The organism is Agarivorans sp. OAG1, from assembly GCF_037076485.1.
GTDB classification, from domain to species: Bacteria; Pseudomonadota; Gammaproteobacteria; order Enterobacterales; family Celerinatantimonadaceae; genus Agarivorans; species Agarivorans albus.
In genome coordinates, this window is the sequence record NZ_AP028990.1 from 4,303,356 (window position 1) to 4,315,503 (window position 12,148).

Sequence of the window (12,148 nt, forward strand, 5' to 3'; positions counted from 1 at the left end):
CAAATCCCATGTAAGCGCTTTCTTGGAATCAACTTTAGCTAAGCCTGAAAAGGTCTTCAAACGAATAAAGGTTAAGATTTGAGGCCTGTCATAAAAAAAGCCAGTATCATGACAAATAGCAACAATTAAACTATAAAACATAATATTTACTGGCTAAAACCGCAGAACTGGCGGGAAACAGCCACCAAAAAAAACTCAATTATTTGTCTTAAGAAAGGCTTTCATAGTGTGAAAAACTATGTCAGAGGGGTATCACGCAAACTTTTGTCTGTATTGGTTGGGTGTCATCTCCATCTCCTGCCGAAACAAATAATATAAATAGTGCTGGTTAGAGAAGCCCGCGGCATCGGCGATGGCATCCACTGAAGAAGAGGTTGAAGTCAGCTGCTGCTTAGCAAATTCCATACGTACTTGGTGTAATTGCTGGTGTACCGTTTTACCAAGAACCTGTTTGAATCTTGTTTCAAGAGTTTTGCGAGATACCGCACAATAGTCGACAACTTGCTCCACTTTGATTCGGCGGTGAAAGTTGCTATTCAAAAAGAATAAGGCCTTAGTGATCAAGGGATCGGTTTGGGTAACGTTATCGGCAGAAGCGCCACTTACTAACTCAGTAGCGGGTACCAAAACTTCACGCGCTGGCTTACCTTCGATTTGTTCTTGCAGCACCGCTAAGGCCTGTTCACCTATTTGTCGAATCGGCAATACCGCAGAGCATAATGAAATGGGTGATAAAGCGCTTTCAGTAGGGTCTGCATCAATACCAATTAACGAATAGTGCTCGGGTACACTGATGTTTTGATCGTTGCATAGGCTGGCAAACTGCCTGGCCTGAGTATCAGAAGCCGCTACCACACCTACCGTGCTCTCTGGCGTCACCAATTCAGGAACGGTTAACTCTACATATTCGAGGCGATATTTAAGGGCGATTTTGGCTAGCGCAAATTTACGCTCTTTTACCCAAGGAGCGGTAAATGCTGGCACCCCGCTAAAGAAGCCAACACGACGAATACCTTTAGCCAAAAACGATTGTACGATGAGTTCTACAATGGCGAAGCTATCGGGGCTCACTCTTGCTAAATGAGCTTGAGAAGGAAGGCTTAAACGAGAACCAGAAATAGCCACTAAGGGCAGTGAAAGTTTTTCACAAAAAGCAGCCACTCCGGGCTTATCAAAATCGGCAATCACCCCACAAAAGCGATCAAGTTTCACCAAATTGGCTTCTGAAATAGTCATTACTTCAGGCTGCATCCAACGAGCCATAGGACTAGGGTTATGCGTAATGCCCTGCAATATCTCTCGGTCATAGGGATGTTTAACATCCAATAATAACAATACAGCGTTATCTTTACGCATTTAAAGGCTCCTTTGCTCCACACTAGCGGCCAATACCAGTATAAGAGTATTAGTACCTGTAACTTGGCTTAGCGGCTAGCGCTAAGCCAAGAATATTTGCAGTGGTACTAATTATTCGTTCAACCATAGGATGTTGGTCACACAGCGCGGATAATACAAACTACCAATTGGCTTACCCGAACTGAACTGATCGCAACATGCGTGTTTGCTTGCACCTAGTGTTTGCCAACGTTGGTGAGCTGCATCAGCTTCCACGCTATTGGCTAGGTCAATGTTTAATACTTTACGCGCAACGTATTGGTTTAAATAAATTTTACTTACCCAAGAATTATCTGCGGTTGATGAGAGCTTCCATGCACCATCAGGGTACAAACAATGTTCATCGTTTAATATGTATTTTAGATGAGTTTTAAGTACTTTAATGTATTCCCCATAAGGGCCTTGTTCTGACACAGCCTCTAACAAACCCATCTCATAAGGGTAAACCAGGGCTTCAATAGCTGGAATAATCGCACTGGTGGAATGACCATCAAGCACTGCAGGAATATAGCCTAGTTGCGTATCAAAGCTGTTGCTTAACTTATCGGCGCAACGTTTAGCGGCGGCGAGAGCAATCTCTGCTTGCTCACTTTCACCCAGATCTTGCAACACTTTAGCAATGGCTAGATACGCCGCCCAACTCTTACCTGCTAGGTAAATATTGCCACGCGCTTGGCCTAAACTGTGGTCGAGTGAATCGTAGGTGGTAATCTCGCCGCCTTGCTCGGTGCGAGCTGACTCAAAGCTCATGATGCCATCACGCTGCTCAGCATCTGGGTGGTCACGATTAAGCAAAGACTGCAAACAATCAATTAAAGTACCGCGCTGCTCAGTGGCAAAGTCTTGGTCATTGGTTTTGCTTAAATAAACTCCACAACACAATACCCAGTTGGTTAGCTGCTCATAGGTCATATGACTAAAGCACGCACGATCTAAACCAGCGACCTCATAAGAACTATGGCCTTTTGGACTCCAGTTATTCGATACACCCATGTCGTGAGTGAATGAGATACCGCCCTTGTGGTTTTGCTCTGGGTTAGCCGGGTCGAAGATCTCGTCATAAAAACTATATTGCTTAAGGAATTGCTCTAAGGTGTTTTTCACGGTCCACGGGTTTTGCTGCATCTCAAAAAACAGCATATCAACGGTTAGATCGAGAGTATTCATCATCAAATACTCGCCTTCATTAACCACCCAAACTGGTTCGGTGCCATCAAATAACCACTGAGTAGAGCCGTAATAACTGCGGGTAGCATGCGCTAATAAAAACTGTTGGTGGTCATTGAGTTTGCTCGCACGCAGCTGCTTGTCTGACGCTTCAGCGATAGCTGCATAGCTGTCAAAGTGCTCTAGGCCGTAAGCAAGCACATCAGTTAAGCCCGTAAAATGCTGGGTGTAGTAATATTGCATAGCGCGGTTAAAAGTAACATTTCCGCCCAAGTAAAAGCCTAGCGCTAAACGCAGCGTAACTGTTTCACCGGCTTTCACGTCAATCATTACCCCAGCAGTGGGGCCCAACATAAAGCAGTCATTATTTCCCATTTTGCTCAAGGCACTTTGCACAGAAAAGTGGCTAAAAGCACGTGCGTCCGGGCTTTGTGTAGCAATACCGATGCTGTCACGGCAAGTTACCCCTGCCATGCCATTGGCATCGCCATCTAATAGTTTGTTCCAACGTAACTCGTCACCTTGCAAGGCAAAAAAACCGGTCCAGTCTTTATCGGAAGCATTATTAAAACTCAGCTCAACATATACTGCAGGACAGCTAGCTTGCTTAAGCTTTTTGTGTTCTGCCAAGCTAGGATCAGGCACTTCAAAAAACGGACTCAACACCTTAAAAGAAATACCAGGTGCGGCAAAAGTATCGCTAGCCCAAGCATAATCACGCTGGATATCGTCAAACAAGCGTTCCGTTAAGCTAGAAGTGTCATCCTTTTGCACATAGCGTTCACTTTGATCGTTGGCGCCTTTATAAAATGGAAACGCGTTAACTACACCTTCACCGTCTTGATAACCCACAAACACGTTACCGGCAAAAGGCGCACCTAACTCCAGCCCCATTCCTCCATGCTCGCCAAACTCCCCTACTGTAAAACTCGCTAACGCGCCCATAGGCGAGTGGTGTGCATGAAAAAACTGCTGATTTTGTTCCATAATAACTCCCAAGGAATTAAGGCGCCGGCAAGCTAAACCTCACCAATTACTTTAAATAATTAGCGAAATCCACGCATTTTAGCGACCAAGATTATTCAAAACTGTTAGCGCTAACAGAGCTCCAAAACAGTGTAAGCGCTTTCATGAGATTTAATCTACCCAAGCTAGATAAGTGATTCAAAGAAATAAGCGGCAAGATTTGAGTTCTGTCATAAAAAGCTGGGGCTTTATGACATAAGGAAATAGCAGATTGAAAAAACGTAAAGGCATGTGGCAAAACAAACGCCGCAAGCGACTTCACTGTAGCCCAGAAATAAGGTGTTAAATAGTAGCTAGAGATTGCTAAGCACAGCTGACAAAGCCTTACAATAAAGCCTCTGAAGCCATAATCAAATTTCTATCAGTACTGTATATTGAAGACCTTAACCTTGCTCGGACGCATCAACAGGCTAAAAAGGATTCTGCGCCAATGCCCCTATTCAACAAATACTTATCGATAAAAATTGCTGTTAGCCTGCTAAGCGCCATAGTACTCACTGCTTGTGGCGGTGGAGGGAGCGAAGCTACGGCCCCAGAGCCTGTGGCTCAAGTGCCACAAAACATTATTAATAATGCCTATATCCTTGATACTCATCCGGATACAGGTTTGTTAAGCGGTACTATAGCCATCACGTTAAACCAGCAAACTGAAAATCCTAATGCAGCTGCAGATTCGGTGTGGGTTTATTGGGCCGACGAAAATGGACAAGCCACTGGTGAAGCATGGTTTAAAAGCAGCGCGAATAATCCCTATTCTATTGCACTACCACCACAAAGCAGTATTCCAGCAAATACCAGCGCGCTAGTATTGCACCCAGCTAATGCTCAAGGTCTGTCTGAGCAAGGCACACTTGTTCAATTTCATGACTTTAAAGGTAATGCACTATTATCCGGGCCAGGAGGGAGCTACTTAACCCCTTGGCAATATGGCGACGATCGCCCATACATTGCCGTACAACGCATTGATCATCAAGGCGGAGTATGTATTTTTGATAATGGCTTAGTCAGTGTGATTGATATGCAAAATCAAACCGACCCTCGCGCCCACGATGGCGAACCAACAGCACTCACAGCCAACGAACAAGCCTACCCGGCCTATGAGTTTTTGTGCAGCGACAATCCGGTTAATACTCACAAACCCTTGGCCGATGACCAAGGCATATGGACTTACTCGGCCATTAATGACGCCATGTTTTACGGCACAGTTGTCTACAAGGTATTCTTAGAGCAACTCAAAGAACCGCCTTTGGCAGACAAATTGCGCATTAGAGTGCATTACGGTAGCCAATCCTCCCAGTATATTTTTTGGGATGGCGCTTACGCCAACTTTAGCGATGGAGTTCCTCTGTTTCTAAATTTAGCCACTCTCGATCATATCGCCCATGAAGTAGCCCACGGGGTGTTAAATAGAATTAGCCCGCTTGATGGATTTGAGCAGAACATTAGCGTAGACGCGCAAACAGTGCATGAAGCCTTTGCCGACATATCTGGAGTCATGGTGAAACATGCCTTTAGCGGCGGTGATGATGTATGGGTTCATGGTGAAGAATCAGCCGGTTATACCCGCCAGTTAGATCAAATCGAAACAGAAGGTGGTGCTATTGCCAGTTATCTAGATTATGAGGATGCAGGAGACAACTACTACCTGCGTATTGGCATGCTAAGTTACCCCTTCTACCTTCTGGCAAATAAGTGGGGAATTGCGCCAACTTACCAAGTTTATGTGAATGCTGCTAAACATTGCTGGCAACCAAACTTAAGCCTTGAAAGCGCCGCCCACTGTATCAAGCAACAAGCACTAGCGGCAGGTTATGCTGCTGATGATGTGAATCAAGCCTTTAAAACAGTGAAGATAAAACTGTTTGATGAAGGTGTATTAAGCCACTATCGCTATCAAGCAAATGAGGAAGGCATTCAGTTTAGCGACAATAGCCGCAGCACCAGTGAGGTAGTGAGTTGGCATTGGGACTTTGGCGATGGCAGCAGCTCAAACTTGGCTAATCCTTCGCATGTGTTTGCTGAAGGCAGTTACCAAGTGGCTTTAACCGTCACGGATCAATCCAACGACCAAGACAGTTTTACCCGTACCATAGCGGTAAGCTCTAACTAAAAAAATGACCAAACGCTAATAGAAAAAACTCCCCGCAGGAAGGAGGCGGGGAGGAAACAAAGTTGTAGGCTGAACCACTGATAGAGTCACACTAACAGCGATTGTTGTTGTCGGAGTTTGCTATGGGATTATGAGCAAGGCGCCTACAGCTTGTTCAAACTTAATTCACACTCGTTAAACGAATGTTCTTAAACGTATAACTCACGCCCGGCTCTGCTCCTCCAACAAAAAACGCAAAAGCCGTTTTAGGATCAGAGTGGTCGGCGGTAAAACTAATATCAATTTGTTTGGGTGTTTTATTTACTGCAACAACTTCGGCAAAATATGTTGCGTAATCACCCGAATCTTTTTGCAACATGATAGTCAGTGGGCTTTGCTTGCTTGCGCTTACTTCAGCCACTATTTGATAAACCTGCCCTTTTGTCAGGTTTACTCTCGGACGCTTTAATTGGATCTGCCAAGGGTTACTGGCTTTATCTTCTATGGTAATAATCACGCTATTGCCGCTAAAATTAAAACGGCCAGAGCCATCGCCCCAACCATCGGTACCGGCATTTACTGGCTCCCAACGTTTACCTCCATCTAGGGCAATGTCTAAGCTTGCGGCGTAGCCCGATGTGGCCACGGTTACCAAGCCAAACGCTAAAATAAAAGGCTTTAGAAAATTCATAATTGGTTCCTTAAGTTGGGTGCCCAACGCTCTAATAAGTTGAATTAAACTTAATGTTGTTAAGGCTATAACTCACACCCGGCAGTCCTTCGCCAAACATAATCGCAAAAGCAGCATGTTTCTCGTCGTTAGGCATGGTGAATTCATAGCTATATAGTTTCTTCTCTACACCAACTAATTCAGTGCGTTGGAAGTAAGTTGTGTACTCCCCGCCATCTTGCTGTACCGTAAAACTAAGGTTGCTAGGTTCACTGGCCGAAGCCTCCACAGAGATTTCGTACGTAGTATCTTCAAACAAATACAAAGGGCGTTTAAGCTGAATATGCCAAAGATTACTGGCTTGTTTCTTTATTCGAACATTGGCCTGTTCATTAGCGAGACTAAAATCTGCAACACCATCTCCCCAACCTTGCAGGCCTGCGCTTATTTTCTCCCAGTCTTTGCCATCATTGAGGGTGTAAGTCACCATGATTGACGGAGAAATTTGTGCCTCTGGCTCTGAGGTGGTACTTGCACAAGCCGCTAAAAATACAGCGCTAACAACAGCAATAAAAACATAAAAACCTTTCATCTTCATATTCCTCTTTGTTAAACCACGCTAGCACTTTAGCTCGCGTGGTTAACTAGCAATTAGTTACTCACAAGACCACTTTAGCTCGCGTGGTTAACTAGTAATTAGTTACTCACAAGACCACTCAACCGCGCCAGCTGGCACTGTTACTGTTTTCTCAAAAGCCACTTTTCCAATTTCGTAGCTAACACTCTCGTTACCACGAATATCAAAGCTCATTAAATCGTTCACCTTTGTAATATCAAATGCACCGGTGGCGTCCTGTATCGAGAAACAGCTCATAGGTACCGCTACAGTTGTCCAGCCGTCGGCTTCAAGGTCGGCTAATTGCGCTTGGCTAAAGTAAAAGGCTTGACGATTTTTGTAGTCTTCGCCGGCATCAGTATTGGTTTGCATGAAGATCTGGTGAGAAGTTTCGCTAGTGGTAGCCACCAATACCGACAGGTCAATTAACAACAACCCATTTTGGTATTCGCTAAGATCTAGCTGGTTCTCTGCGCTACCCACAATAAAGTACACTTCCGCTGGGCCATCTTCGCCAGCCGAGAAGGTATCAACTTGCCAAGTTGCAACGCCGCCAGTTTCTTTTGCAGTTACCTGTAAAGAATCCGTTTTAGGGTAGCCTTCACCACGTGCCAATACTTGGCGGTTATAGGAATCTGAGTTTGAGCCAACCATAACAGAGAAGTTGGTGGCTGCTGTTCCATCATTAAGAATGACTAAAGCTTCACTTACAGGTGGCTCTACCGGCGTCTCATCTACTGGTGGCGCCACTGGTGTTTCTTCAATAGCATCCGTACAACCAGCCAATGCAACAGCACCCGCTAACATAGCTACTTTAAAAACTGTTTTTTTACTCATATTCATTTCCCTTTGAAATAGTTAAAGGTCAATTAGTGAATTCACCAATTGAGCCAGCGGGAGCCATGTTAACGAGGAAAATAAAATAAAAAACAGCCTAAACGCTATATGAAAAGGGATTCATAAAGAATCATAAAATAATACAAAGCGGGTCAAATAATCCAAAAAAATGTCGAGCAATAAACTCAACAAGTACTTATAGGAGTGATGTTAACCTTACCAATAACCAATAAAATCAGGCTGCAAAGAAAGCTGTAAGCCTTTGTTATTGGGTGACTAAAGCTGTTTCATAAAAAAACCCCGCAGAAGGTGCGGGGAGTAAACAAAGTTGCGAGCTAAGCAACAGCATGTAGCTAATCCAGCTGTTACTTAAGTTGTCGGAGTTTGCTTTTGGGATTATTAGCAAGGTGCCCGCAGTTTTGTTAAAAACTAATTCGCACTCTTTAGGCGAATATTTTTAAAGCTATAAGTTACACCAGGTTTTCCGCCACCTACAAAAAATGCAAAGGCCGCTTTTGAATCACTTTTAGGCGCTTTAAAAGTTAAATCAAATGTTTGAGCATTAGGGCTTACTGATAAATCTTCTGCGTAATAAGTTGCATAATCGCCGGAGTCTTTTTGCACAATAATAGTTAATGGGCTTTTCTCAGTAGCGGTTACTTCAGCAGTAATATTATAAGTTTGGCCTTTCTCTAATTTCACTCTTGGGCGCTTAAGTTGAATATGCCAAGGGTTACTGGCTTTATCATTAACGGTTACCGTAGCGGTTTCACCATTAAAACTAAAAGCACCAGAGCCATCACCCCATCCGTCGTCACCAGCATTAACCTGGTCCCATCGATTTCCACTATCCAAGCTAATATCTAAGCTTGCTGCTGTTACACCTGTTGCAACGGTAAACAAACCGGCTGCTAATGCTAAGGATTTAAGTAATGTCATGATTTATTCCTGTACTGTAAAAAGCTGTCTAATAAAAATGACTAGTAGGTGGAATTCAGTTTGATATTACTTAGGCTGTAGCTCACCCCACGGTCAGCCTCGCCAAACATAATAGAAAAAGTTCCCTTCCTCTCGTCATTGGGCATGGTGAATTCGTAGGTATACAGTTTGCTATCGGTGCCAACCAATTCCGTACGATAGAAATAAGTAATGTACTCACCGTAGTTTTGTTGAACAGCAATCACCATATTGCTTGGCTCACTGGCAGAAGCCTCAACACTTAACTCATATTTCATATCTTCTAATAAAGCCACGGGACGCTTTATTTGAATATGCCAAGGATTACTCGCTTTCTTTTTAACTCTAATATTGGCTTGTTCATTCGCTAAACTGAAATCAGCAACACCATCTCCCCAACCTTGCAAACCGGCACTTACTTTGTCCCAGCCTTTACCATTGTTAAGGGTATAGGTGACCATCATTGGAATTGCGAATTGATCATCTTCGCTGCCGCTCCCGGAGTTTTCTGTATTGGCACACGCCACTAAAAAACAACTAGCAAGGACAGTGAAAAAAACATAAAAACCTTTCATTTTCATATTCCTTATGAGCCATATATCCATAAAACGCGCACGGTAAAAATACTGTGCGCGCTCAATCTAGCTGTGATTAACTACAAGTCCACTCAACGGCACCGTCTGGGATCATTGTTTCATCAGCTTCGTACTTCACTGTGCCTAGTTCATAAGTTACTGCTTCATTTCGAATGTCTAAACGAAAGATTTCGTGAACGTTAGTAATGTCGAAGTTACCGGCATCATCAGGATTAAAACAGCTCAGCTTAACGGCAAAGGTTTTCCAACCTGCAGATTCTTCAGTCGCTAGTAGATCTTGGCCAAAGAAAAATACATTACGGTCTAAGTAGTCGGTTGCTCCGCCGTTAGTTTGCATTACAATTTGGTGGCTAGTGCTACCAGTCGCTGTTGCGTTAGTTACAGACATGTCGAATAACAGCACGCCGTTAGCGTATTCGGTCATATCCATTGGCGTATCTCCACCAACAATAAAGTATGACTCACCGTGAGAACTGTTTGTGGTTACTTCCCAAACATATTCATCACCATTAGCTGCTGGGGCAACAGAGAATCCGTCATCTGTATAAGTTTCATCTTTTGCTAAAGCATTTTTGCTGTAAGCAGGAGCATGGCCAACAAGTAGGCCCATGCCAGATGCTGTAGCGCCATCATCGATAACTACTAAGACATCACCTTCTGGTGGCTCTACTGGCGGGTCTACTGGATCTTCAATTGAATCGGTACAACCGGCTAATGCTACTGCGCCAGCTAACATCGTGATTTTAAAAATTGCGTTTTTGCTCATGCTCATCTCCCTGTGAATTTGATAAGGCAGTAGGTCCGTGTTCCTTGTTGCCTATGGAAATTATCCTAGGGTTGGCCAGCAGCCAAAAAAACGATAATGATCACAATGTAAGCGCTAACACGACATAAAATTCAATATCGATGATTACATCAACAAATAACTAAAAATAATGAATCAAATTGCAAAGCTATTACTGAAAACATAACATGCTGTTTTTAAAAAGCTTTAATTCACTCATGTAAGCGATTTCATTAACATGTTTGATATTTAATCATCAAAAACCTTGAATAAAGTAAGCATATAAATTCACAACGCATTTACTAAAAATCACAGTATTCTAGAGGGTATATTTCGCAACTTTCATAGTGTGAAAGAATTTTCATAAGCCCAAAACAAAATCAAGAAACAAAAAAGCAGAACTAATAGTTCTGCTTTATCAAAGACTTAAAAATCGCTATTTAATCTTTAGCGTTAAGTTTTTCTTCCATTTCCGCGACCTTTTGCTCCAATGCAGTTAGTTTTTCACGAGTACGTAATAACACCTGAGTCTGCACATCAAAGTCTTCGCGATTAACCACATCAAGTTGACTCAACTTTGCTTGAATCACTTGCTTTACTTTACGCTCAAACTCATCGCCGGCATTTTTCAATCCTGGCGGCACCATATCGCTAACTTGCTTAGCAATCTCTTCAATTTTGGCCGGGTTAATCATGGTTATCTCCTTTATTTGGCCTCATTGTATAGAAGCTGTTTTATTGGCTCAAGCTAGCAAGCTGACTATTAGTTCTGTTTAGCCAGCACTGCATTTATAGCAAATATATCATCGAGTACGCCTTGCTCTCGCAGGCGACTAAGAGCTGTTTGCAAACGCTTAGCTTGCTCCATTTGATTAGACGCCCGTGACCAGTACAAATTGCCGTAACGAGTAGCAAGGTGATACACCGGAGTAATGCGTTCTGGCTCAATGTAGAGCTCTTGCAAAGAATGATTGATCGAGTAATTGGTGGCTACCATTACGTCTATACGCTCCAGTAATAACATCTGAATACCTTGCGCAGTATCATTAAAGCTAACTCGTTCAATATTGGGGTTGTCGTCAATATCAGGGCCATAGGCAGCGCCACGAATCACCCCCACCTTTTTGCCATTTAGCTGTTTAATGTTATTAATTGGCTGCTCTCCGGCATTGGCAATAGCAACCACTTTCACTGTAACCACTTGACCTAAATCCACGGCAATTTGTTCAGCCTTAGGGCTAGCAAACATTACCGCAAAGTCGGCGGTGCCAGATTTAATTTCTTTAATTACTCTTGGGTAGGGCCGCATAACATTATTAAAGGGAAGCTCAGCTTCGCTGGCAAGCGCACGGGTAAACTGAACTAACAGGCCCTGTTCATGTAAATCAGTGCTTTTGTAGCCCCAAGGCTTTACTAAACTGGTCGAAAACTTGGCAGGAGCAAGATCTGCGGCCAACACATTCCAATTCACTAACAGTAGTAAGCAACACAGTAGCCGCATCCAAACCCTTAAATAGTTATATCGCCTGTTATTGGCTAAGTTTAGCAAACTGCGCTCCCAACACGGTTTGCAATACACTGGCTTTAAGTTGCAAAGACAGCCCTCGCTTACCAGCACTTACCACTACTTCAGCAAATTGCTCGGCACTACTATCAATAAACGTAGGCAATCGCTTTTTTTGACCAAAGGGGCTAATGCCTCCTTTAACGTAACCCGTGGTTCGCTCGGCAATTGGCACTTCTGCCATGCGCATCTTCTTAATGCTAGCTGCTTTCGCCAGCGCCTTTAAATCAAGTTGGCCGCTTACCGGAACTATCGCCACCACCATGTTTTTGGGGTTGCTGTCATCACAGGCCACTAAGGTTTTAAATACCAGCTCTTCGGCTAAACCCAACTTTTCGGCGCTGGCTTGGCCAAAATTGGCTTGCTGCGGGTCACTCTTGTATTCCAGCAACTGAAAATCTTGTTTAGCTTTTTTAAGTTGTTGTACTGCGGGAGTCATCGCTACTA

At 43.6% G+C, this 12,148-nt stretch carries 12 protein-coding genes; 1 reads left to right on the forward strand and 11 read right to left on the reverse strand.

What is annotated here, in order from left to right; genetic code table 11:
- Positions 1-252 precede the first annotated feature (252 nt).
- Together OAG1_RS19570 and OAG1_RS19575 are read right to left on the reverse strand one after the other, a co-directional pair.
- Positions 253-1,356 (reverse strand): helix-turn-helix domain-containing protein, encoded by a 1,104-nt coding sequence (locus tag OAG1_RS19570; RefSeq protein ID WP_338622421.1) that lies wholly within the window; start codon positions 1,354-1,356, stop codon positions 253-255.
- 111 nt (positions 1,357-1,467) lie between these two features.
- Positions 1,468-3,549 (reverse strand): glycoside hydrolase family 52 protein, encoded by a 2,082-nt coding sequence (locus OAG1_RS19575; RefSeq protein ID WP_338622422.1) that lies wholly within the window; start codon positions 3,547-3,549, stop codon positions 1,468-1,470.
- A gap of 469 nt (positions 3,550-4,018) precedes the next feature.
- On the opposite strand from OAG1_RS19575, the gene OAG1_RS19580 reads away from it, so the two are divergent.
- Complete coding sequence (locus OAG1_RS19580) at positions 4,019-5,698, forward strand: PKD domain-containing protein (protein WP_338622423.1); 1,680 nt, start codon at positions 4,019-4,021, stop codon at positions 5,696-5,698.
- Between the two features lie 160 nt (positions 5,699-5,858).
- Here the strand turns inward: OAG1_RS19580 and OAG1_RS19585 are convergent, their stop codons facing one another.
- The 9 genes from OAG1_RS19585 to ybaK form a co-directional block, all read right to left on the reverse strand.
- The gene (locus tag OAG1_RS19585) at positions 5,859-6,368 is read right to left on the reverse strand and encodes a carbohydrate binding domain-containing protein (RefSeq protein ID WP_338622424.1); all 510 of its coding nucleotides are present in this window, start codon (positions 6,366-6,368) and stop codon (positions 5,859-5,861) included.
- A 31-nt stretch (positions 6,369-6,399) separates the two neighbouring features.
- A complete protein-coding gene (locus tag OAG1_RS19590) occupies positions 6,400-6,939 on the reverse strand; it encodes a carbohydrate binding domain-containing protein (RefSeq protein ID WP_338622425.1) in 540 nt (179 codons plus the stop codon).
- 108 nt (positions 6,940-7,047) lie between these two features.
- Positions 7,048-7,800 carry a hypothetical protein gene (locus tag OAG1_RS19595; RefSeq protein ID WP_152783187.1) on the reverse strand — a complete coding sequence of 251 codons (753 nt, stop codon included), beginning with the start codon at positions 7,798-7,800 and terminating at the stop codon, positions 7,048-7,050.
- Between the two features lie 429 nt (positions 7,801-8,229).
- Positions 8,230-8,739: a carbohydrate binding domain-containing protein gene (locus tag OAG1_RS19600; protein ID WP_016401920.1), complete on the reverse strand. Its 510-nt coding sequence runs from the start codon at positions 8,737-8,739 to the stop codon at positions 8,230-8,232.
- Between the two features lie 41 nt (positions 8,740-8,780).
- Entirely contained in the window at positions 8,781-9,332 is a 552-nt protein-coding gene (locus OAG1_RS19605; protein ID WP_152783183.1) for a carbohydrate binding domain-containing protein, read from the reverse strand.
- Between the two features lie 76 nt (positions 9,333-9,408).
- A complete protein-coding gene (locus tag OAG1_RS19610) occupies positions 9,409-10,119 on the reverse strand; it encodes a hypothetical protein (RefSeq protein WP_338622426.1) in 711 nt (236 codons plus the stop codon).
- A 458-nt stretch (positions 10,120-10,577) separates the two neighbouring features.
- Positions 10,578-10,832: an accessory factor UbiK family protein gene (locus OAG1_RS19615; RefSeq protein WP_016401923.1), complete on the reverse strand. Its 255-nt coding sequence runs from the start codon at positions 10,830-10,832 to the stop codon at positions 10,578-10,580.
- Between the two features lie 68 nt (positions 10,833-10,900).
- Positions 10,901-11,638: a transporter substrate-binding domain-containing protein gene (locus OAG1_RS19620; RefSeq protein WP_338622427.1), complete on the reverse strand. Its 738-nt coding sequence runs from the start codon at positions 11,636-11,638 to the stop codon at positions 10,901-10,903.
- Positions 11,639-11,666: 28 nt separating this feature from the next.
- Entirely contained in the window at positions 11,667-12,140 is a 474-nt protein-coding gene (gene ybaK / locus OAG1_RS19625; RefSeq protein WP_016401925.1) for a Cys-tRNA(Pro) deacylase, read from the reverse strand.
- Between the last annotated feature and the right edge of the window lie 8 nt (positions 12,141-12,148).